This window comes from Streptococcus sp. CCH5-D3 (assembly GCF_001556435.1).
Classification (GTDB): Bacteria; Bacillota; Bacilli; order Lactobacillales; family Streptococcaceae; genus Streptococcus.
Window position 1 is genome coordinate 1 of record NZ_LSIW01000176.1, and the last position, 22,006, is coordinate 22,006.

Sequence of the window (22,006 nt, forward strand, 5' to 3'; positions counted from 1 at the left end):
CTTTCTTGTCCCACATGTTAACGTAGCGAAGGAATTTTTCAGCAGTCTTTTCAGCTTCTGCCTTACTGATTCCAAGAACCTTGATGGGTGCCAAAGTGACATTTTCAAGAACAGTTTTGTGAGGGTAGAGGTTAAAGTGCTGGAATACCATCCCTGCTTCCTTACGAAGCTCAACCAAGTCTTTGGCAGAAGCTTCTGTTACATTATGTCCGTTAACGATAAGTGTACCGTTATCAATTGATTCCAAGGCGTTGATTGTACGGATAAGGGGAGATTTCCCAGACCCAGAAGGTCCCAAGAGAACCACAACTTGTCCTTTTTCAATTTCTAGATTGATGTCACGAAGTGCATGATAATCTCCGTAGTATTTATTAACATTTTTAAATTCGATAAGTGCCATAAGAGCCTCCTAAAATTTTACATTAATATATGCAATAACAAGAGTGTATTTTATATGTAGGAAAATGTCAAAAATGTTTGAAAATTCAATCATAAGGTTCGTTTTTTAACCGATTACACATAGCAAAGGTATCTCAAAAAAGAAGGAAAGCTTGTATATTAGCTTAATATCTATAGTAGAAACTTGGTCCTTAACCTATTTTTTGGTATAATATGTTTGATACGTAAAGTTTTCTACTTTACAAAATTGAATGACTTAAGAAAACCGATGAGGTGTTTATATGAAAAAAATTCTTGTTGTTGATGATGAAAGACCAATTTCGGATATCATCAAGTTTAATCTGACTAAAGAGGGTTATGAAGTGGTTACGGCCTTTGATGGTCGTGAAGCATTGGAGCAGTTTGAAGCTGAAAAACCAGACTTGGTCATCCTGGACTTGATGCTGCCTGAACTAGATGGTTTAGAAGTTGCTAAGGAAATTCGAAAGACAAATCATACACCAATTATCATGCTCTCAGCTAAGGATAGCGAGTTTGATAAGGTTATCGGGCTAGAAATTGGGGCAGATGACTATGTGACGAAACCATTTTCTAATCGTGAATTGTTGGCACGTATCAAAGCTCACTTGCGTCGTACAGAGACTATTGAAACAGCAGCAGAAGAAAGCTCTAACTCAGGCAAGCAGGAGATTTCAATTGGTGAGTTGATTATTGTTCCAGATGCATTTGTTGCTAAAAAACGTGGAAATGAAGTCGAACTCACACACCGTGAATTTGAGTTGCTTTTCCATTTGGCAACTCATATGGGACAAGTGATGACGCGTGAACATTTGCTTGAAACTGTTTGGGGTTATGATTATTTTGGTGATGTTCGTACGGTTGACGTAACCATTCGTCGTCTCCGTGAAAAAATTGAAGACACACCTAGTCGTCCTGAATATATTTTGACGCGTCGTGGTGTTGGTTATTATATGAAGAATTATGACTAGTATTGGCTTAAACATCACAAGCTTTGAACTAGCCTTACTCTTTACGCTCCTTTTTGTGGCTTTCTACTTTATTTTTCTTGCTTATCGTGATTATCGACGAGTCAAAAATATTCGAAAGTTGACCAAGAGAGTCAAGTCCCTAATGGCGGGTAAGTATAATGAGGAGTTACGCTTAAAGGGTGATTCAGAGCTTTTAGAGCTAGCTGACAGCTTGAATGATTTATCGGACGTTTTTCGTTTGACGCATGAAAATCTAGCCCAGGAAAAAAACCGCTTATCATCAGTCCTCTCTTATATGAGTGATGGAGTCATTGCGACTAATCGAAGTGGTCAAATTACCATGATTAATAGCACAGCTCAGCGTTTGTTGAATCTAGATTTTGAAACAGCGACACAGATGTCCATTTTAGATTTATTAGATGGCGAAAATCCCTATACTTATAATGAATTGTTATCTAAGACTCCTGAGATTCATTTGTCTCGTCGAGATGCCAACGATGAGTTTGTGACCCTACGCGTTAACTTTGCCCTTATTCGTAAAGAATCTGGTTTTATCTCAGGTCTGGTTGCCGTCCTTCACGATGCCACTGAGCAGGAAAAAGAAGAGCGGGAACGCCGACTCTTTGTATCAAACGTTAGTCATGAGTTGCGTACACCTTTGACTTCTGTAAAATCTTATCTGGAGGCACTTGATGATGGTGCTCTTGACGAAGAGATTGCCCCTAACTTTATCAAAGTTTCTTTGGATGAGACCAATCGTATGATGCGAATGATTTCTGACCTCTTGGCACTGTCTCGTATTGACAATAAGAGTACCCAGCTTGACGTTGAAATGACTAATTTCACGGCCTTCATGACCTATATATTGAATCGTTTCGATCAGATTAAGAGCCAAGAAACCAATACAGGTAAAACTTACGAAATTATTCGAGATTATCCGGTAAACTCGATTTGGGTGGAGATTGATACAGATAAGATGACCCAGGTCGTGGATAATATTCTTAATAATGCTATCAAGTATTCGCCCGATGGTGGTAAGATTACAGTGTCTATGAAGACAACTGATTCACAGTTGATTGTTTCTATTTCTGACCAAGGTTTGGGTATTCCTAAGAAAGATTTGCCGTTAATTTTTGACCGTTTTTACCGTGTTGATAAGGCTAGAAGTCGTGCTCAGGGTGGAACTGGTCTTGGCTTGTCCATTGCAAAAGAAATTATTAAACAACATAAGGGCTTTATTTGGGCTAAGAGTGAGTATGGTAAGGGTTCAACTTTTACAATTGTGCTTCCATATGACAAGGATGCCATGATGGTTGATGAATGGGAGATGTAGTAGAAATGACCTCAGATTTAGGGTTTAAATATAGTATTTTGGCTTCAGGGTCAACTGGTAATTCCTTTTATTTGGAGACTCCAGAAAAGAAGATTCTTGTGGACGCTGGTTTGTCTGGTAAGAAAATCACAAGTTTGCTAGCTGAAATTGATCGTGATCCGAGTGATCTGGATGCTATCTTAGTTACTCATGAACACAAGGATCACATCCATGGTGTAGGCGTTTTAGCTCGTAAATATGGCATGGATATCTACGCCAATGAGAAAACCTGGCAAATTATGGATAGTAAAAATATGCTTGGCAAGATTGATAATAGCCAGAAACATGTTTTTTCTCGTGACAAGCTTCTGACCATTGGGGACATTGATATTGAGTCTTTTGGAGTTAGTCACGATGCTATTGATCCACAGTTCTATCGCTTTATGAAAGATGGAAAAAGTTTCGTCATGCTGACGGATACGGGTTATGTTTCTGATCGCATGGCAGGTATTATTGAGAATGCTGATGGCTATTTGATTGAGTCCAATCATGATATTGAAATCCTCAGAGCAGGTTCATATCCTTGGTCAACTAAGCAACGTATCCTCTCTGATCAAGGTCACTTGTGTAATGAAGATGGAGCGGATGCTATGATTCGTACCATAGGTAACAAAACTAAAAAGATCTACTTGGGTCACCTTTCTAAAGAAAATAATATCAAGGAGTTGGCCCACATGACGATGGAAAATCAGCTGGCACGTGCTGACTTTGGTGTTGGAACTGACTTCAAGGTTTATGATACCTCACCAGACACAGCGACACCACTGATAGATATTTAAAACATAGCAAAAGAGCTACACTAATGCGTTTAGTGCAGCTTTTTAAAAGGAAAGTATTCATGAAAGTAATTTATCTCTCTCTAGGAATGTTGTCGTTAGGTTTGGGAATTCTTGGAATTCCGCTTCCAATTTTACCCACAACACCTTTTCTACTTTTAGCCATTGCTTGCTTTGCTAGAAGTTCTAAACGTTTTGAGAAATGGTTATATCATACTAAGCTATATCAAAGTTATGTAGCCGATTTTAGAGAAACCAAATCAATTGCCAAAGAACGAAAGAAAAAGATTATCGTCCAAATCTATGTTTTGATGGGAATTTCAATCTTTTTTGCACCTATCCTTTGGGTGAAAATCGGACTTTTTTGCTTGACAGTCTTCATCACCTATTATTTATTTAAGGTTATTCCTGATAAAGACTAAGATATCATCAAAAAATGAGACTTCCAAGATGGAGTCTCATTTTATATATTATTAATGTTTGCTACGTAATTTCTTACGGAGTTTATAGGCAAAATTGGCTAGTCCGTAAAGAGGGCTAACTGGAAGGTTAAATTCCCCAATAAATTGTTCAATGCGTGGGTTAAATTTTGACTTGAAATTGTACAAGCCACCATCAAGCGAATTTTCAATTCCTCCCATGTTTTGCCACTCGGCACCACGCTCGAAAGCGTGATTAGCTGTCTCATACCATGTCAGGATAGCCGGTTGATAACGGCGGTAGTCTTCATCCATTCCTGCATAGATATTCTCAGATGTCTTGCCAAATTCAAGAACGAGTGTACCTGAGAGTGGGACCGTCTTATTTCCAGTATCAACCTTTTCTTGAAGGAAGTCAATTTCTTCTTTTAGTCTTTTATGTTCTTGTTTATTGTTCTCGATTTTTCCTGGTTTAGTTTTTTCAGTAAACTTGGCTGCATCAGCAATGTTTTTTTCGAGTTGTTTATTGAGATCTTTGAGACGGGCTGGTAAATCTAGTGTTGAGAGTGTAATGTAAGAAGACTCTGGGTAAGTAGTCAACAACTTTTCATAATAATCGATTCCACGAAGGTGGATGTTTTTTCGGGCCTCTGTCTTCTTCATCAGAGAAGCGAATTGTTCAAGAAGCTCAGTGCCACCAAATTGGACTGAAATCCCCTTGTTTCGAGCAGTACGAACAGCCTGCTTGGTGCTCTTAGAGAGTTGTTCTTCAGTGAAATCTTCCTTATGGATGTTAGCCTGGAAGCGAGGTTGGATATTTTCAGCCATATCTTCAGTGAGGCCTGTCCATTCAACGCCAAGAGCCTGGATGTCTTTGGCAATCGTCATAGTCTCTTTACGGATTTCAGCTTCTTGTGAAATCAGGTTCTTTGTCACAAAAAGGCTTGGGTCAAATTTCACAAAGAGAGCACGCTTTGTTTTGGCATATTTTTTAAGTGAAGCCATAACAAAGGCGAGCAAGTCTTTATCTTGATAATCCATAATAGGTCCACGAGGAATATAAATCATAGAAAATCCAAGAGGGAGTGGCTGAATAAGGACACTAGCGACAGCAACGAGATTACCATCTTGATAGAAACCTAGGCGGTCATTTCCCCAGCTATCCTTGATTTTTGCCCATGAACTACTTTGTAATAAGTTTGTTTGAGGACTATCTATAACAAAACGGTCATGCTCAGAAGTACTGAGTCCAGTTTTATAGGTATACATATTATTCTAGAACCCACTTTCTAATAGCATAAGCGACACCAGATTCATCATTTGATTTTGTGATGTGTTTCGCAATTTTCTTCATTTCTGGATTACCATTTTTCATAACAACAGGAGAGCCAACGACTTCAAGCATAGCACGGTCATTTTCTTCATCACCGATAGCCATTGTTTCTTCTTTAGAAAGACCGAGTTTCTCAGCAAGATGGGTTACAGCAATTCCTTTGTTGGCTGTTTTCTTGAGGATTTCTAGGTAAAATGGTGTTGATTTTACAATAGTAAAGCGGTCATAAAATTCCTGTGGAAGTTTGGCAATAGCTGCATCAAGAATTTCAGGTTCATCGATATACATGGCCTTAACGAATTCCTTGTCAGCCACCTCTTCAGGTGTACGATAGTAAATCGGCATATGAACAAGTGTAGACTCATGAACCGTGTAGCGGCCAATGTTGCGATTACTTGTGTAGATACCATCTTTAGTAATAGCGTGAGAATGAACACCAAGCTTGTTAGCCAAAACCTCAATGTCAAGGTAATCTTCGTATGAGAGTGTCTCACGAATTAATTCATTACCAGTAGAAGTTTCTTGGACAAGCCCACCATTGAAGGTGATAACATAATCTCCGTCTTGGTTGAGGTTAAGTTCTTCAAGAAGAGGAAGCACCCCAGGAATAGGACGACCAGTCGCGATAACAACCTTTACACCAGCAGCCTTGGCATCTTGAATGGCTTGAAAGACTTCCGGTGTAACTTGACGTTGGCTATTTAAAAGCGTTCCATCAATATCAACTGCAATAAGTTTAATAGACATAATAATTACCTGTTTCGTTTAGTTAGTTTCCCTTCTATTTTACTAAAATTTAGGCGCTTTGTCATAGTTCTTCCTGAGAAAAGTATTATTGCCTCTTTAAAGAAGTAGTTTAGGTAAAAATTGCTCAAATGCTTTTTAATTGGTAAAATAAGGTCAGACAAATAAAGGAGAGACAAGAGTGATTCGAGCAACCAACCAATTGACGGAAAAAGAACGAAAGGCAGCAAAAGCATTGATTGCTAGCTGTCAAGCCTATGACCAAACCTTTCGAGAACCTTATCTCTCCAATATGCTTAATTTTGATCCCGATATGCCGGCCTTTTTCCTCTATTATCAAGAGGGAGAGTTGCTTGGTTTATTAACGGTTTATGCGGATGACCATGATGTGGAAGTGGCGATTTTAGTTGCCCCAGATTATCGCCGCAAAGGCATTGCGAGGAGTTTGTTTGACAAATTTCAGAAGGAAACGGCACCTTACCCTATTCGCTCAGTGACCTTTCAGACAGAGCGTATTTTTCTAGATCGTCATCCTAATCTGGCAAGTCATTGGGGGGTGGTTGAGGATGAAGAGACCGAAACCTGGCTAGGACGAGATAAAACACCATATGCTCTGGATTCTCGTTCAGATGTCAAGGTGCTCTTAGCTGAACCTTCTTACCTAGATGAAATTGCCCAACTCCATCACCAAGCCTTTTCTGATCCAGAGGAAACGCTCGATGTGAGTCGCAGATACATTACAGAGGCCTTGAAGGATTCCGATGGCCTACTTTACATCCTCCTCAAAGAAGCTCAGGTCATTGGAGTGTGTACGGTCGATTTATCTGGGAATAGCAACTACCTCTATGGACTTGCGATTGCTGAAGCTTATCGTGGACAGGGCTATGGCAGCTATCTGGCAAAATCAGTCGTCAATCAACTCATTGCGCATAACGACAAGCCCTTTCAAATTGCAGTAGAAGATAGCAATATTGGAGCCAAACGTTTGTATGAAAATATCGGCTTTGTTAAACAGACCCAGGTGGTTTACTTGAAATAGAAATGGTAGACGCAATACTGATACTCTCTTTTAGTATAGAGTTGCTATTATCTTAAGTAGAAAAATAGTTTTAGAATAGAAGGAATACTTAATGGAAATTAAAATTAAAAACAAAATAAAAGTAGGCGATCAAACGGAGATTATCGAAGAAATCCACACTTGTGAGGTTATGGAAAAAGGAGACTTTACTTATCTTGTTCACCATAATTCCGAGAAAGAAAAAGTGGTTATTAAGTTGAATCAGGATGAGCTAGTGATGACACGCTTTTCTAATCCTAAATCCATTATGCGTTTTTCGGCTAAGGTCCCTGCCTTGGTCAACATACCGACACCACTTGGTACCCAGCATTTTCTGACAGATACTAGTCTATTCGCCCATGACCCAAATGGAAAGACAGTTGATATTCATTATCAATTGAAACATCCAGAAACAGAAGACGTTTTTGCTGATTATGAATTAGAGGTTTCTTGGTTTTAATTTTTGAAAAAATAGAATCATTTTGCTTGAATAAAGAATAATTTATGATAAAATGTAAAGTACAAATAAGGGAGTAGCAGGCAACTTTAATCATGAGATTTGATTAACAGTTGCGATTATGTCGTCATTACGAAATTTTACATTTCCGGCATATTCTTAAACAGCGAGACTTGTTTTTAATTAAACAAGTCTCTTTTTGTATAATTTTTTATATAAAAAGAGTCTTGTTAGCCATTTTTCCCTATAAAGAAGGAGGAGATTATTTTGTCTAAAGAACAAAGTAAAGCCTTGTTTTACACACAAGGAGAGGAAGAAGTCCTAAAAAGCTTGGACACTTCCATTGATGGTTTGTCTACTGCACAAGCCAAGGAACGATTGGATGCCTATGGCTATAACGAGTTGGATGAAGGTGAAAAACGCAGCCTCTTGTCAAAATTCATCGATCAGTTTAAAGATTTGATGATTATCATCTTGCTTGTCGCAGCCGCCCTTTCTGTTATTACAGAAGGTATGCATGGTCTGACCGATGCTTGCATTATTTTAGCCGTTGTTGTTTTGAATGCAGCCTTTGGTGTTTATCAAGAAGGACAAGCAGAAGCGGCTATTGAAGCTCTTAAAAACATGTCAAGCCCTCTGGCTCGTGTGCGTCGTGATGGCAATGTGGTTGAAATTGATTCACGCGAGTTGGTTCCTGGAGATATCGTCTTGCTTGAAGCTGGTGATGTTGTTCCAGCTGATATGCGTTTGCTCGAAGCTGCCTCACTTAAGATTGAAGAAGCAGCCCTTACAGGTGAATCCGTTCCAGTTGAAAAGGATATTACTGAGACGGTTGAAGCAGAAGCCGGAATTGGTGACCGTGTGAATATGGGGTACCAAAACTCAAACGTTACTTACGGTCGTGGTACTGGAGTGGTTACCAATACTGGTATGTATACTGAAGTTGGTAAGATTGCTGATATGCTAGCTAATGCGGACGAATCACAAACACCGTTGAAGCAAAGCTTGGAGCAATTGTCTAAGACTTTGACTTATCTTATTATTGCTATTGCCTTAGTGACATTCTTGGTTAGTGTCTTCATTCGTGGTGAACAGCCCCTCGAAGGCTTGATGGTTGCCGTTGCTCTAGCCGTTGCAGCGATTCCTGAAGGTTTGCCTGCTATTGTAACGATTCTCTTGTCACTTGGAACAACGACTCTTGCCAAACGCAATTCGATTGTTCGTAAATTGCCAGCTGTTGAGACTCTTGGTTCAACTGAGATTATCGCATCAGATAAGACTGGTACCTTAACCATGAACCAAATGACTGTTGAAAAAGTCTATACAAACGGTCAATTGCAAAGCGCTGCTACAGAACTTGGTGCTGACAATACAACCCTTCGTATTATGAACTTTGCCAATGATACCAAGGTGGACCCAGATGGTAAGCTAATTGGGGATCCAACGGAAACAGCCCTTGTTCAATTTGGTTTGGACCACAACTTTGATGTTCGTGACGTCTTGAAATCAGAGCCTCGTGTGGCAGAGTTGCCATTTGACTCTGACCGTAAACTCATGTCTACTATCCATAAGGAAGCGGATGGTACATACTTTGTAGCCGTCAAGGGTGCGCCTGACCAATTGCTCAAACGTGTGACTCGTATTGAAATCAATGGTGAGGTTCGTCCTATCACGGATGAAGATAAACAAGCTATCCTTGCGACTAATAAGGACTTGGCAAAACAAGCTCTTCGTGTCTTGATGATGGCTTATAAGACAACGAATGATATTCCTACCTTGGAATCTGAGGTTGTTGAGTCTGATCTCATTTTCTCAGGCTTGGTAGGTATGATTGACCCAGAACGTCCTGAGGCGGCAGAAGCTGTTCGTGTCGCTAAAGAAGCGGGTATCCGTCCAATTATGATTACAGGTGACCACCAAGATACGGCAGAAGCCATTGCCAAGCGTCTCGGTATCATCGATCCAAATGATACGGAAGATCATGTCTTTACTGGCGCTGAGCTTAATGAGCTTTCTGATGAAGAATTCCAGAAAGTCTTCAAACAGTACTCTGTCTATGCGCGTGTGTCTCCTGAACACAAGGTTCGTATCGTCAAGGCTTGGCAAAATGATGGCAAGGTTGTTGCCATGACAGGTGACGGAGTTAATGATGCGCCTTCACTTAAGACTGCTGATATTGGTATCGGTATGGGAATCACAGGTACAGAGGTTTCTAAGGGAGCTTCTGATATGGTCCTTGCCGATGATAACTTTGCGACAATTATTGTTGCCGTAGAAGAAGGGCGTAAGGTCTTCTCAAATATTCAAAAATCAATCCAGTACCTCTTGTCAGCCAACATGGCCGAAGTCTTTATTATCTTCTTTGCCACACTGTTTGGTTGGGATGTGCTTCAACCAGTACACCTTCTCTGGATTAACTTGGTAACAGATACCCTTCCAGCCATCGCTCTTGGTGTTGAGCCAGCAGAACCAGGTATTATGACTCATAAACCTCGTGGACGTCAATCGAACTTCTTTGATGGTGGTGTCTTCGGTGCTATCATGTATCAAGGTGTTTTCCAAACCATCCTCGTTCTTGCAGTATATGGTTGGGGCCTTGTCTTCCCAGAGCACCATACACAAGCAGAAATTCATGCGGATGCCCTTACAATGGCTTTTGCAACACTTGGATTAATTCAGTTGCTCCATGCCTTTAACGTTAAATCTGTGTATCAATCAGTCTTTAAAGTTGGTCTCTTTAGAAACAAGACTTTCAACTGGGCAATTCCAGTAGCCTTCGTTCTTTTGATGGCAACTATTGTAGTGCCTGGATTTAATAACCTCTTCCATGTGTCACACCTTAGTCTGACACAATGGCTTGCAGTTATTGTAGGTTCTTTCTTGATTGTGGTATTGGTTGAATTAGTCAAAGCTATTCAACGTGCCCTTGGTAAGGATAAGGACGCTATTTAAGACATAAAGTCAGAGATAATGGTCTCTGGCTTTTTCTTATCACATCTTGAATTCAGGAGGAGTCTTGTTTATAATTGAAGAGAAATGATCACAAGTTAAGGAGAAGGCTATGAACGAGACTATTAAGACACAACTCAATCACCGTAGCATCCGTCAATTTAAACCTCTAGCTTTGACACGAGAAGAAGTTAACCTTTTGGTTGATGTTGCAAGACATACAGCAACGAGTAATTTTAGACAGTCCTATTCGATTATCAGTATTACTGATGAAACATTGAAGAAAGAAATTGCAGAGATTGCCAACCAGCCTTATATTCCAAATGCTGGGCATCTTTTTGTATTTGTTGTGGACCAAAGACGTAACACACTGATTGCAGAGGCAAAAGGCGCTGAAGCCTTGGTCCAAGGTAGTCCCGAACGCTTTATCTCGGCCTTCTCGGATGCTATGATAGCTGCTCAAAATATGGTAGTAGCTGCTGAGAGTTTAGGTATGGGAACAGTTTACCTTGGCAGTATCTTGAATGATAACGCTAAACTTTCAGAGCTTCTCAAACTTCCAAAGTATGTCTATCCAGCAGTAGGATTAGCAGTTGGTTGGCCAGATCAAGAACCGCAGCTTAAACCTCGTTTACCCCGTCACGTCATCCATATGGAAAATTATTATCGAGACTTAGAACATCCCTTAGAGGAGTTAAAAGATTACGACGCTGAAGTTCATGAGTATTATGACCTTCGTGATCTCAATAACAGAGTTGATGAATTTACAACACAGATTGCAAAGACAATGGATCAATCCGTTGCCAATCGTGCGAATACCTTGAAGGACCTTCAAAAGCAGGGATTTTTCACCGACTAAAAAACGACTCCTAAAGAGTCGTTCTACAAATCAAATAGTGTCATGGATGAAAGGAACTCATTTGCCAGTTCCTTTTTTTCATATTCTAAAAACTCCGACCGTTTCTTGACCAGGTTGTAACGTTTGGAGAGGTTCCATGTTCCAGTAGGATTGAGTTCAGGGTGATTGGAAACAAAGTTGATGGTTAAATCCCATTCTCGTCGGTATCCAAGAGGACGCGAGTGATAGGTTACGCCATCAATTGGTACTGTCCCATAACTTCTGTGGGCATGACCAAAAACAACATCTTTAACGCCATGCTTGGCGAAAATCTGGTGGAATTTTTCCGAGCCTAAGTAGGCATTAAAAGGTGCAAAACGTTGATGCGTCATGGTAAAGCGGCTGTGAGGAACAAAATGCATGGCAACTATAAGGTTACTAGTGTCTAACTCACTTAAGACATTATCTAACCTTTTAAGACTAGTTTGACAGATATCCGGATCAGTCCCCAATCGTTTAAGTCTTCGGTCGAACCAAAGTTGTTTCTTACGTTTAAGAATCTTATCTAACGTTTCATCTGAATAGGAATAGTCATACCAGCCATGAAAAGCTAATAATGTCTTACTACCTAAATTTATCACCTGAAAATCAAGATTATCAATAAGGTCATCTTCTAAATCAAGCATATCATGATTGCCTAAATTATAGGTGACCTTGACCTCCTTAGACAGTTTCCGTAGAAAGGGTTTTGTGTCGATAAAATAATGGTTAGAAATATCACCAGCGATATGGAGATGGCTAACCTCTTGATTTTTTAGGCACTTTATAAGAGTATCAATTTCATATGTTTCAAAGTGATTTATATCAATATGTAAATCACTCATTACTGCAAGTCTCGTCATAGAAACATTGTAACAAAAAGGTTAAGGCTTGTCTGTAAATGAAGATGGTGGAAAATACTTGCCCTTAGACTACAATTTCATTATGATAAGAATATGGATATCAAATTAGAAATACAAAAGATGGCCAAGGAGATTGGCATTTCAAAAATTGGTTTTACAACCGCCGATGATTTCGCCTATCTGGAAAAATCCCTTCGACTTGGTGTCGAAGAAGGGCGAACAACAGGTTTTGAACATAAAAATATTGAAGAGCGTATTTATCCTAAGTTGACCTTGGAATCAGCTAAAACCATCATTTCCATTGCAGTTGCCTATCCGCATAAGCTACCACAACAACCCCAAAAAACAGAATATAAGCGTGGCAAAATCACTCCAAATTCATGGGGTCTAGATTACCACTATGTTTTGCAGGACAAACTAAAACGCTTGGCAGAAGGCATTGAAAAACTGACGGAAAACTTCGAATATAAAGGTATGGTGGATACTGGAGCTCTGGTCGATACAGCAGTGGCCAAGCGAGCTGGTATTGGCTTTATCGGGAAGAATGGACTAGTGATTTCGAAAGAATACGGGTCCTACATGTATCTTGGCGAGCTTATCACTAATCTAGAGATTGAACCAGACCAAGAAGTAGACTATGGTTGTGGGGATTGTCATCGTTGTTTGGATGCCTGCCCGACATCTTGTCTCATTGGCGATGGGACCATGAATGCCCGTCGTTGCCTATCCTTTCAAACACAGGATAAAGGCATGATGGATATGGAGTTTCGAAAGAAGATAAAGACTGTTATCTATGGTTGTGACATTTGTCAGATTTCCTGTCCATATAACAGAGGTATCGATAATCCACTGGCTTCGGACATTGATCCTGAGCTTGCCATGCCCGAATTACTTCCTTTTCTTGAGCTGACCAACAAATCTTTCAAGGAGAAATTTGGGATGATTGCCGGTTCATGGCGCGGGAAGAATATTCTTCAACGTAATGCTATTATTGCCTTGGCTAACCTACATGATCGCAATGCTATTGTCAAACTGATGGAGATAATTGATAAGAATAATAATCCCATCCATACAGCGACTGCCATTTGGGCTCTCGGTGAGATTGTTAAGAAACCCGATGAGGCTATGTTAGATTACATGAGGGAACTGTCACCTAAGGATGAAGAATCCCAAGCGGAGTGGGAGCTTGTGTGTGCAAAATGGCAAATTTAAGTGATTTATGCTAGAATTAAGCATAATACTATAAAATGGAGGAAACCTATCCATGGAAGTGGCAGAAATTCGCCAAAAAATCTCTGAAAATCAAGAGAAGCTCGTGAGCTTCGGGAGGTCTCTTTGACTTAGATCGTTTGGAAGAGGACATTGCGCTCCTCGAAAACCGAATGACTGAGCCAGACTTTTGGAATGATAATATTGCAGCTCAAAAGACCTCACAAGAGTTAAATGAGCTAAAAATGAAATACGAAACTTTCAATAATATGCAAGAACTCTCTGACGAGACAGAGCTTTATTTAGAAATGTTGGAAGAAGATGATAGTGTTCAAGAAGAGCTTGAAGAAACACTCGAAAAGCTTGATAAGATTATGACAAGTTACGAGATGACATTGCTCTTGTCTGAACCATATGATCATAATAATGCCATCCTGGAAATTCACCCAGGCTCTGGTGGGACAGAAGCTCAAGACTGGGCTGATATGTTGCTCCGTATGTACCAACGTTATGGAAATGCCAAAGGTTTCAAGGTAGAAACTTTGGATTATCAGGCGGGTGATGAGGCTGGAATCAAATCTGTAACCCTTGCTTTTGAGGGACCTAATGCATATGGATTCCTCAAGTCAGAAATGGGTGTCCACCGTTTGGTTCGTATCTCACCATTTGATTCTGCTAAGCGTCGTCACACTTCATTTACATCAGTGGAAGTCATGCCTGAATTGGATGATACCATTGAAGTTGAGATTCGTGATGATGATATCAAGATGGATACATTCCGCTCAGGTGGTGCTGGTGGTCAGAACGTCAACAAAGTGTCTACAGGTGTGCGTTTGACCCACATTCCAACAGGTATTGTTGTAGCTTCAACGGTCGACCGTACACAATACGGAAACCGCGACCGTGCGATGAAGATGCTTCAAGCTAAGCTCTATCAAATGGAGCAAGAAAAGAAAGCAGAAGAAGTGAATGCTTTGAAAGGTGATAAGAAAGAAATCACTTGGGGAAGCCAAATTCGCTCATACGTTTTCACGCCATATACCATGGTTAAAGATCACCGTACAGGCTATGAAGTTGCCCAGGTTGATAAGGTAATGGATGGGGATATTGAAGGCTTCATCGATGCCTACCTCAAGTGGCGTATGGAAGAATAGTAAAAATATACTATTTTTAAGTATTTAGATACTCTATCTCAATGAAAGGAAGGCTTCAGCTATTTTAGTAGTTGAATACTGACATTATGGCTCTTATTGAATTAAAAGATGTTACTAAGAAGTATGATAAGTCGACAACAGCCCTTAGACACATTGATTTGTCTGTTAACTCTGGGGAGTTTGTTTACTTAGTCGGCCCTTCAGGTGCTGGTAAATCAAGTCTAATTCGCTTGTTCTACCAAGAAGAAAAATTAACGAGTGGTTCTATGAAGGTTGGAGAGTTTGATTTAACCCGACTTCGTAAGAAAGATGTTCCACTCTTAAGACGTTCTATTGGAGTTGTTTTCCAGGATTATAAACTCCTTCCAAAGAAAACAGCTTTTGAAAACGTTGCCTATGCCATGGAAGTTATTGGTGAGAAACCTCGTCATATCAAGAAACGGGTGACAGAGGTTCTCGAGTTGGTTGGTCTTAAACACAAGATGCGTTCATTCCCAAATCAATTGTCTGGTGGTGAGCAACAACGTGTCGCTATTGCGCGTGCTATCGTCAATAATCCAAAAGTGTTGATTGCGGATGAACCAACGGGGAACTTGGACCCAGAGATTTCATGGGAAATTATGCAAGTCCTTGAACGTATTAACTTGCAAGGGACTACCATTATAATGGCAACCCATAACTCAACTATCGTTAATAACCTTCGTCATCGTGTCGTAGCGATTGAAGAAGGACGTATTGTTCGTGATGAAGAGGAAGGAGAGTACGGTTACCATGATTAGACGCTTTTTCCGCCATTTAGGAGAATCGATTAAGAATCTCAAACGTAATCTATTGTCGACACTTACAGCAGTATTTTCGGTAATGATTGTTCTTTCACTTTTAGGTGTCTTTGGCTCTGTTATTTTAAATACGCAGAAATTGGCTTCAGATATTGAAAAGAATATTCAGGTCAATGTCTACTTGGATCCAGATTCATCAGATGCCTCGAAAACAGTCAAGGAACTTTCTGGACAGATTGTTGCTAATAAAGACTACCATAAGATTTATGATGCTCTGACCAAAATCAAAGGTGTAGATAAGGTTACTTTCTCTAGTAAAGAAGAACAAAAGAAACAACTGATTGAAACGATGGGTTCAAGTTTCGAGACAGCTACTGGAGATGCCAACCCTCTTTCAGATGTTTACATTGTTCAAACGAAATCACCAGATGATGTCAGTCGAGTTGCCAAGGAAGCAAAAGCCATTCAGGGTGTTGATAATGCTAACTTTGGTGGCTCAGATACTGAAATTCTGATGTCCACTATGAAACGTGTTCAATTTTGGGGAATCATTGCCACAGCACTCTTAACTATTGTGGCTGTCCTATTGATTTCAAATACTATCCGTATTACCATTATGTCACGTGCGACTGAAATTCAAATCATGCGTTTGGTAGGTGCTAAGAATTCATACATTCGTCGTCCCTACTTGATGGAAGGTGCTTGGATTGGAGCACTTGGTGCCATCATTCCTTCTGGGCTCATTTATCTTTTGTATCACATGGTTTACTCATCTTTGAATCCAGATTTTGTCAAAGGTGGTATTTCGTTGTATGATCCAGAGTGGTTTGTCTATGCGGTTATCGGAACCCTCTTCGCAGTCGGTATTATTATCGGTTCGATTGGGTCGCGTATGGCAATGCGCCGTTATTTGAAATACTAAGAGATTAAAGGAGAACTATTTAGGTTCTCTTTTTGTTTGTCTAGAGATTCAGAAGAAGAGATTTCAGCTTTATCTGAAAATGGTCATGCTCAAAGCCCAAATCCAATCCCATATTTGGTATAATATTAAAAAACATTGGAAAAGAGATGCATTATGACAAAGTTAGCTACCATTTGTTATATTGACAATGGAAAGGAGCTTTTGCTCCTACATCGTAATAAAAAGCCTAATGATGTTCATGAAGGAAAGTGGATTTCTGTCGGGGGAAAACTAGAAGCTGGAGAGACTCCAGATGAATGTGCTCGCCGTGAAATTCTCGAGGAAACACATTTTACAGTGACTGATATGGATTTTAAAGGTATGATTACCTTCCCAGAATTTACCCCTGGTCATGATTGGTACACCTATGTCTTTAAGGTAACTGGTTTTGAAGGAGAACTCATCTCAGATGAGGAGTCTCGTGAAGGAACGCTTGAATGGGTACCATATGATGAGGTCTTATCTAAACCAACTTGGGAAGGTGACTATGAGATTTTTAAGTGGATCCTTGAAGATAGACCATTCTTCTCTGCAAAATTTAGCTACGATCGTAACCAGAACTTGGTAGATAAAACTGTAACATTTTATGATAAATAGGGAGGAACTATGAAGCGTAAAAAAACAGAAGATTTTTCAGAAACATGGTTTTTTAAGTGGATATTGAATAATCAGGCTGTCGTAGCCTTTTTCATCTTACTTTTGATTGGTTTGACGGTTTTGATTTTTACCAAGATTAGTCCCATTTTTTCACCCGTCATCCAGTTTATGACCATTATTATGTTGCCATTGGTTATTTCCATGCTCCTTTATTATTTAATAAAACCTTTGGTACTACTTGTAGAAAGAACGGGATTGAGTCGAACCATGTCTATCTTGGTCATATACGCTATCCTTGGCTTGCTCTTGGTTTGGGGGATTTCAACAGCTATTCCAAGCTTACAAAATCAAATTTTGATTTTGATACGAAATGCACCATCATATATTGCACGTGCCAATAGTGAAACGGAACGTTGGATTAATCTTCCTATTCTTTCCAACTTCCATGGTGATTTAGAGTCCATGCTTAGTGATTTCTCAGCGAGAATGGTCAATTATGCTGAAAACTTTTCTTCATCGGCTTTGACATGGGTTGGAACTTTTGCGAGCACAGTAGCAAGGGTGACAGTAGCTATCATTTTGGCACCTTTCATTCTCTTCTACCTTTTAAGAGATAGCCAAAAGATGAAACATAGCTTTGTCTCAGCCTTACCAACTCGCTTTCGTGAAACAACTGTTCGTATGCTTTCAGATATTAATAGTCAGCTCGAAGGTTATGTTCAAGGCCAGGTTACAGTCGCTATTGTTGTTGCCATCATGTTCTGTATTATGTTTAAGATTGTAGGTCTTCGATATGGTATGACTTTCGGTATTATGGCAGGTTTTCTAAACATGGTTCCTTATCTGGGAAGTTTTCTTGCTATGGTACCAGTTGTTATTATGGGATTGGTTCAAGGTCCTGCTATGTTAATCAAGGTCCTCATCATTTTTGTTATCGAGCAAACTATTGAGGGACGTTTTGTTTCTCCACTCGTTTTGGGGAATAAACTAAGTATTCACCCGATTACCATTATGTTTATTCTCTTGACAGCAGGTTCTCTTTACGGTGTTTGGGGTGTCTTATTGGGGATTCCAATTTATGCCTCTGTCAAGGTTGTTGTTAGAGAGATTTTTGATTGGTACCGTTCTGTAAGTAATCTTTATCAAGATGATTTAGAAAATGAAGGACAAAAAGACGATGTTAAATAGCGAAAAAATGGTTGCCTCTATTGGAAACCAAGATTTAGACCACGCAGACAAATATTTTAAAAAAGCTTTACGAGAGGATCCTGCAGAGGTTCTTGTTGAGTTGGGCCAATACTTAGAATCTATTGGTTTCTTACCACAGGCACAGGAAATTTATGAAAAAGTTCGCTTTGATTTTCCAGAGGTTAATGTCAATCTAGCACAAATTGCTGCCGAAGATGGTGATATTGAAGAGGCTTTTCTCTATTTGGATGCCATACCTGAAGACTCTGACGACTATTTGTCTGCTTTAATTGTAAAGGCTGACCTCTACCAAATGGAGGGCTTAACTGATGTGGCACGTGATAAGTTGTTGGAGGCAAGTCAATTATCAGATGACTCATTGATTATTTTTGGTTTGGCTGAGATGGAGTTTGAACTTGGAAATTTTGAACAAGCTATTCATTACTATGCTAAATTAGATAATCGTGATCTTCTTGCGATGACTGGCGTTTCTACTTATGAACGCATTGGTAAGGCTTATGCCAGTCTTGGAAAGTTTGAAGCTGCTCGTGAATTTTTGGAAAAAGCTATTGAAATTGAGTATGATGATACCGTTGCTTTTGAGTTAGCCACTTTGCTCTATGATCAAGAAGAGTATCAAAAAGCTAATTTTTACTTTAAGCAGATAGAAACCATGTCTGCTGACTTCGAAGGTTATGAGTATATTTACGCCTTGTCGTTACATGCAGAACATAAAACCGAAGAAGCTTTACGAATGGCACAACAAGGGATTTCTAAAAATGCCTTTGATGTTCAATTACTTTTGCTAGCGTCACAGTTATCCTACGAGTTGCATGACACTCAATCTGCTGAATCTTATTTGAAGCAAGCCTTGCCATTGGCTGAGGACCAAGATGAGATTATCTTACGATTAAGTACGCTCTATTTGGAAGAAGAACGTTACGAGGATCTAGTGGCTCTAGCCGATTATGAAGTTGATTCTGTTTTGGCTCGTTGGAACATTGCCAAGGCCTACCAAGCTCTTGATGATGATGAAGAAGCTTTTCAAATCTATCAAGATTTGGCTAAAGATTTATCTGAAAATCCTGAATTCCTCCATGATTATGCATATATTTTGCGTGAATTTGGTTACAGGGATCAGGCGCGTGCAACGGCTGAAAAATACCTTGCCTTAGTTCCAGATGATGTCAATATGCAAACATTTCTTGAGGACTATTAAGCTGTGAAACGTTTTAATCATTGGGTTTAAGAGAGGGAGAGATACATTGGGCTTGCTCACTCCCTCTTTTTTTATTTCTCTATTTATGTTATGATTTTATTAGAACCCATAAGGAGTGAATATGGTTAAGAGAGATTTAATTCGAAATATTATCATAGCAGTTCTTGCCATTGTAATGATTTTGTTGTTGAGAGCTTTTGTCTTCTCAACACACCGTGTGACTGAAGGTCAGGCTAATGACTATATTCATGCTGGTGACTATGTTACTTTCAATAAAAATGTTAAGCCTCAGAAAAAAGATTTTATTCTTTATACAGTTAATGGTAAAGAATACATTGGGCGTGTTATTGCTGATGAGGGTAAGAGCGTGACAGCTATGGATGATTTCCTTTATGTTAATGATAAGTCAGTTGACGAAGCCTATATTAGTAAGGGTAAATCAGCTTATTTGGCGACAGTTTCACCTGGGAATTTCTTCACTGATGATTTTTCCATTGCAACATTGACAGATAATAAACAAACTAAGATTGAAAAGGGGCAGTACCTTGTACTGAACGATAATCGTCGTAATACAGATGATAGTCGTAAGTTTGGTCTCATTGACAAAGATCAAATTAAAGGTGTCATCTCTTTCAGATTGTATCCTCTATCACGTTTTGGTTTCGTTGATGTCGATTAATATTTCAATACTACTAAAAAAGCTAGGAACTTTTGATAAGTTTCTAGCTTTTTTTGCGAATAAATTGGTGATAGTTCATATTATGACGTTATGATACTGATAGTTTCATCGTTTTAAAATGAATTAGTAGAAATTGTAAGTAGAAAAGGAAATTATGATGCAATTAGGATTTCATTTTGGATTTAAGAAAAGTAAAGCTTATGGACTGTGCGGTGTCATGCTGACAATCTTATTTTTAGGAATGTCTGGTCATTCGGCGAAAGCAGATGAAATGTTGTCGCCAACTGATACATCTTCATCTTTGAAAGAAAATTCTGATAATCATGCGGCAAGCTACTCTGAAGCAGGAGTACACGATGATTCAACGAGTCAAATGAATCTACAAAGTGAAGGGGTATTAGAGGAGAAGCAAACTAGTCTAGAAGATTCTTCAAAAATAGCTGTCTTAACCAATAGTTCTGTGACCACAAGCTCTTATCAAGAGGCAGATGATACTAGCCAAATTGATCAGAATCAACGTCAATTTCTTAGTGCCATTAAGCAAGGAGCCATGGATGGAGCCAAAGAAGGAATCCTTCCATCTATCACGGCAGCGCAAGCTATTCTAGAAAGTGGTTGGGGAAGCTCTCAACTTGCTAAGGTTCCCAACAATAATCTTTTTGGCATTAAAGATTCAGAGGACTGGCATGGAGAAATAGTAACTGTACCTACACAGGAATATCTTAATGGTGACTATATCACAGTCAATGCTGCTTTTCGAAAATATGCCTCATGGAATGATAGCGTAGTAGACCATGCAAAATTTTTCACGAGTACCGAGTGGCGAAAAGACAATTACCGAAAAGTTGTGAACGTAACAGATTATCGCATTGCGGCTCAGGAACTGAAGAATGCAGGATATGCGACAGATCCAAGTTATCCCGGAAAACTTATCCGTTTGATCGAAGCCTATAAACTTTATGAATGGGATGCAATGTGCAATAATTCCATTTCTACCGTAGAAAATGAAGGAGTAGAGAGTCAATATCCCAAAGCTGAGCTTGCTATCACTGGTCTCAACAATGCTACTGGTAGCTATGATCTTGTTATCTCAAACTTGATTGCGCCACGTGGCTTCAAAGAAGTCCTAGTTCCAACCTGGTCAGAAAAGAACGGTCAAGATGATATCATTTGGTACAAGGCAGCCAAACAAGCTAATGGAGACTATAAGGTAACTGTTCGTTCAAGCAATCATAAAGGTGATAGCGGCCTTTATAATTCTCATGTCTATTTGGTTGACAATGATGGTAAATTCATTGGCCTAGGTGGCAAACAAGTGACACTTGATATCACTAAAACTCAAGGAACATTGACTATTACCAATAATGATAAAAATCGTGGAACTTTTGACGTTCTTATCACTAATCTGACGAATCCAAGTGGTATTTCAGGTGTGGTAATTCCTGTTTGGTCTGAGCAAAATGGTCAGGATGATCTTGTTTGGCATAATGCCACTAAACAGGATGATGGTTCTTACAAGGTGACTATTTCAGCTAGTCAGCACAAGTGGAATTCAGGTAAATACATCGTTCATGGCTATATTGTTGATGCTTCAGGTAAGAATATCGGCTTTGGCGCCACCTCTGCCGATGTGGTAGCACCTAAGAAAATCGGTTCGGCATCAAGAGGAAATTACGATGTTTTAAATAAGGTTGTCTATCTAGATGCTGGCCATGGTGGCTATGATCCAGGAGCTTCGTACTTTGGTATTTCTGAAAAGAGCTTGACTTTGGCCATCCAAAGCCGTGTGAAAGCTAAACTAGAATCAGAAGGTTATCAAGTTGTGACCACACGTACCAGCGATACCTATGTTGATTTGACGGATCGCTCTCGTGCAGCTAATGCCTCTGAATCGGATATCTTCGTAAGTATCCACATCAATGCTTCAGGAAGTTCAGCAGCACAGGGAATCGAAACTTATTATTACCAACCTTATGCAGAATACC

Annotated in this window: 21 protein-coding genes; 17 read left to right on the forward strand and 4 right to left on the reverse strand. The window is 39.6% G+C overall.

What is annotated here, in order from left to right; translation table 11 throughout:
- Positions 1 to 400 (reverse strand): ATP-binding cassette domain-containing protein (locus AX662_RS10060; protein ID WP_156430713.1); only part of this gene is annotated, 400 nt, incomplete at its 3' end.
- Between the two features lie 280 nt (positions 401 to 680).
- On the opposite strand from AX662_RS10060, the gene yycF reads away from it, so the two are divergent.
- From yycF to AX662_RS10080, 4 genes are read left to right on the forward strand one after another with little or no spacing between them, the layout of a single operon-like run.
- Positions 681 to 1,388, forward strand: a complete 708-nt coding sequence (gene yycF, locus AX662_RS10065; protein WP_037600497.1) for a response regulator YycF — start codon at positions 681 to 683, stop codon at positions 1,386 to 1,388.
- Positions 1,381 to 2,721, forward strand: a complete 1,341-nt coding sequence (vicK, locus tag AX662_RS10070) for a cell wall metabolism sensor histidine kinase VicK (protein WP_060972354.1) — start codon at positions 1,381 to 1,383, stop codon at positions 2,719 to 2,721. The genes yycF and vicK overlap by 8 nt, the downstream gene beginning before the upstream one ends.
- A gap of 5 nt (positions 2,722 to 2,726) precedes the next feature.
- A complete protein-coding gene (locus AX662_RS10075) occupies positions 2,727 to 3,539 on the forward strand; it encodes an MBL fold metallo-hydrolase (protein ID WP_060972363.1) in 813 nt (270 codons plus the stop codon).
- A 59-nt stretch (positions 3,540 to 3,598) separates the two neighbouring features.
- Entirely contained in the window at positions 3,599 to 3,958 is a 360-nt protein-coding gene (locus AX662_RS10080) for a YbaN family protein (RefSeq protein ID WP_037601345.1), read from the forward strand.
- Positions 3,959 to 4,009: 51 nt separating this feature from the next.
- Here the strand turns inward: AX662_RS10080 and AX662_RS10085 are convergent, their stop codons facing one another.
- Together AX662_RS10085 and yidA are read right to left on the reverse strand one after the other, a co-directional pair.
- Complete coding sequence (locus AX662_RS10085) at positions 4,010 to 5,224, reverse strand: aminoacyltransferase (RefSeq protein ID WP_060972355.1); 1,215 nt, start codon at positions 5,222 to 5,224, stop codon at positions 4,010 to 4,012.
- Position 5,225: 1 nt separating this feature from the next.
- Positions 5,226 to 6,035 carry a sugar-phosphatase gene (yidA, locus tag AX662_RS10090; protein ID WP_037601351.1) on the reverse strand — a complete coding sequence of 270 codons (810 nt, stop codon included), beginning with the start codon at positions 6,033 to 6,035 and terminating at the stop codon, positions 5,226 to 5,228.
- Between the two features lie 178 nt (positions 6,036 to 6,213).
- Between yidA and AX662_RS10095 the strand changes: the two genes are divergently transcribed.
- The 4 genes from AX662_RS10095 to AX662_RS10110 all read left to right on the forward strand — a co-directional run bounded on the left by AX662_RS10095 (position 6,214) and on the right by AX662_RS10110 (position 11,354).
- Entirely contained in the window at positions 6,214 to 7,071 is an 858-nt protein-coding gene (locus AX662_RS10095) for a GNAT family N-acetyltransferase (RefSeq protein WP_060972356.1), read from the forward strand.
- Between the two features lie 91 nt (positions 7,072 to 7,162).
- Positions 7,163 to 7,549 carry a DUF1934 domain-containing protein gene (locus AX662_RS10100; protein ID WP_060972357.1) on the forward strand — a complete coding sequence of 129 codons (387 nt, stop codon included), beginning with the start codon at positions 7,163 to 7,165 and terminating at the stop codon, positions 7,547 to 7,549.
- A gap of 264 nt (positions 7,550 to 7,813) precedes the next feature.
- Positions 7,814 to 10,498 carry a cation-translocating P-type ATPase gene (locus tag AX662_RS10105; RefSeq protein ID WP_060972358.1) on the forward strand — a complete coding sequence of 895 codons (2,685 nt, stop codon included), beginning with the start codon at positions 7,814 to 7,816 and terminating at the stop codon, positions 10,496 to 10,498.
- 109 nt (positions 10,499 to 10,607) lie between these two features.
- Complete coding sequence (locus tag AX662_RS10110; protein WP_060972359.1) at positions 10,608 to 11,354, forward strand: NADPH-dependent oxidoreductase; 747 nt, start codon at positions 10,608 to 10,610, stop codon at positions 11,352 to 11,354.
- A gap of 23 nt (positions 11,355 to 11,377) precedes the next feature.
- Here the strand turns inward: AX662_RS10110 and AX662_RS10115 are convergent, their stop codons facing one another.
- Entirely contained in the window at positions 11,378 to 12,235 is an 858-nt protein-coding gene (locus AX662_RS10115) for a metallophosphoesterase (RefSeq protein WP_060972360.1), read from the reverse strand.
- A 93-nt stretch (positions 12,236 to 12,328) separates the two neighbouring features.
- On the opposite strand from AX662_RS10115, the gene queG reads away from it, so the two are divergent.
- From queG to AX662_RS10160, 9 genes are all read left to right on the forward strand, one after another.
- On the forward strand, positions 12,329 to 13,447 hold the full coding sequence (gene queG / locus AX662_RS10120) for a tRNA epoxyqueuosine(34) reductase QueG (protein WP_060972361.1): 1,119 nt from the start codon (positions 12,329 to 12,331) through the stop codon (positions 13,445 to 13,447).
- A 52-nt stretch (positions 13,448 to 13,499) separates the two neighbouring features.
- Positions 13,500 to 14,598, forward strand: a protein-coding gene (gene prfB, locus AX662_RS10125; protein WP_096833329.1) for a peptide chain release factor 2 whose coding sequence is annotated in 2 segments (ribosomal slippage) — positions 13,500 to 13,571 and positions 13,573 to 14,598 — 1,098 coding nt in all. Because the reading frame shifts where the segments join, the coding sequence is not laid out codon by codon here.
- Between the two features lie 86 nt (positions 14,599 to 14,684).
- A complete protein-coding gene (ftsE, locus tag AX662_RS10130) occupies positions 14,685 to 15,377 on the forward strand; it encodes a cell division ATP-binding protein FtsE (RefSeq protein ID WP_013990672.1) in 693 nt (230 codons plus the stop codon).
- Positions 15,370 to 16,299, forward strand: a complete 930-nt coding sequence (gene ftsX / locus AX662_RS10135) for a permease-like cell division protein FtsX (RefSeq protein WP_037597738.1) — start codon at positions 15,370 to 15,372, stop codon at positions 16,297 to 16,299. The genes ftsE and ftsX overlap by 8 nt, the downstream gene beginning before the upstream one ends.
- A gap of 153 nt (positions 16,300 to 16,452) precedes the next feature.
- Positions 16,453 to 16,935, forward strand: a complete 483-nt coding sequence (locus tag AX662_RS10140; RefSeq protein WP_037601370.1) for an NUDIX hydrolase — start codon at positions 16,453 to 16,455, stop codon at positions 16,933 to 16,935.
- 9 nt (positions 16,936 to 16,944) lie between these two features.
- Positions 16,945 to 18,123: an AI-2E family transporter gene (locus AX662_RS10145; RefSeq protein WP_037601373.1), complete on the forward strand. Its 1,179-nt coding sequence runs from the start codon at positions 16,945 to 16,947 to the stop codon at positions 18,121 to 18,123.
- A complete protein-coding gene (locus AX662_RS10150; protein WP_037601376.1) occupies positions 18,113 to 19,342 on the forward strand; it encodes a tetratricopeptide repeat protein in 1,230 nt (409 codons plus the stop codon). Before AX662_RS10145 ends, AX662_RS10150 begins: the two co-directional genes overlap by 11 nt.
- Positions 19,343 to 19,463: 121 nt before the next feature.
- Positions 19,464 to 20,021, forward strand: a complete 558-nt coding sequence (lepB, locus tag AX662_RS10155) for a signal peptidase I (protein ID WP_037601379.1) — start codon at positions 19,464 to 19,466, stop codon at positions 20,019 to 20,021.
- 157 nt (positions 20,022 to 20,178) lie between these two features.
- Positions 20,179 to 22,006, forward strand: a 1,828-nt coding sequence (locus tag AX662_RS10160; RefSeq protein WP_060972362.1) for a GBS Bsp-like repeat-containing protein, incomplete at its 3' end; no start/stop codon positions are given.

What these genes read in the sequence shown, in the direction of transcription:
- ftsE (WP_013990672.1), top strand. Translation starts at nt 14,685, where the DNA reads ATGGCTCTTATTGAATTAAAAGATGTTACTAAGAAGTATGATAAGTCG.
- AX662_RS10150 (WP_037601376.1), top strand. Translation starts at nt 18,113, where the DNA reads ATGTTAAATAGCGAAAAAATGGTTGCCTCTATTGGAAACCAAGATTTA.
- AX662_RS10115 (WP_060972360.1), bottom strand. Translation starts at nt 12,235, where the DNA reads ATGACGAGACTTGCAGTAATGAGTGATTTACATATTGATATAAATCAC.
- vicK (WP_060972354.1), top strand. Translation starts at nt 1,381, where the DNA reads ATGACTAGTATTGGCTTAAACATCACAAGCTTTGAACTAGCCTTACTC.
- AX662_RS10075 (WP_060972363.1), top strand. Translation starts at nt 2,727, where the DNA reads ATGACCTCAGATTTAGGGTTTAAATATAGTATTTTGGCTTCAGGGTCA.
- AX662_RS10145 (WP_037601373.1), top strand. Translation starts at nt 16,945, where the DNA reads ATGAAGCGTAAAAAAACAGAAGATTTTTCAGAAACATGGTTTTTTAAG.
- AX662_RS10110 (WP_060972359.1), top strand. Translation starts at nt 10,608, where the DNA reads ATGAACGAGACTATTAAGACACAACTCAATCACCGTAGCATCCGTCAA.
- AX662_RS10100 (WP_060972357.1), top strand. Translation starts at nt 7,163, where the DNA reads ATGGAAATTAAAATTAAAAACAAAATAAAAGTAGGCGATCAAACGGAG.
- ftsX (WP_037597738.1), top strand. Translation starts at nt 15,370, where the DNA reads ATGATTAGACGCTTTTTCCGCCATTTAGGAGAATCGATTAAGAATCTC.
- AX662_RS10140 (WP_037601370.1), top strand. Translation starts at nt 16,453, where the DNA reads ATGACAAAGTTAGCTACCATTTGTTATATTGACAATGGAAAGGAGCTT.
- queG (WP_060972361.1), top strand. Translation starts at nt 12,329, where the DNA reads ATGGATATCAAATTAGAAATACAAAAGATGGCCAAGGAGATTGGCATT.
- AX662_RS10085 (WP_060972355.1), bottom strand. Translation starts at nt 5,224, where the DNA reads ATGTATACCTATAAAACTGGACTCAGTACTTCTGAGCATGACCGTTTT.
- yycF (WP_037600497.1), top strand. Translation starts at nt 681, where the DNA reads ATGAAAAAAATTCTTGTTGTTGATGATGAAAGACCAATTTCGGATATC.
- yidA (WP_037601351.1), bottom strand. Translation starts at nt 6,035, where the DNA reads ATGTCTATTAAACTTATTGCAGTTGATATTGATGGAACGCTTTTAAAT.
- lepB (WP_037601379.1), top strand. Translation starts at nt 19,464, where the DNA reads ATGGTTAAGAGAGATTTAATTCGAAATATTATCATAGCAGTTCTTGCC.
- AX662_RS10080 (WP_037601345.1), top strand. Translation starts at nt 3,599, where the DNA reads ATGAAAGTAATTTATCTCTCTCTAGGAATGTTGTCGTTAGGTTTGGGA.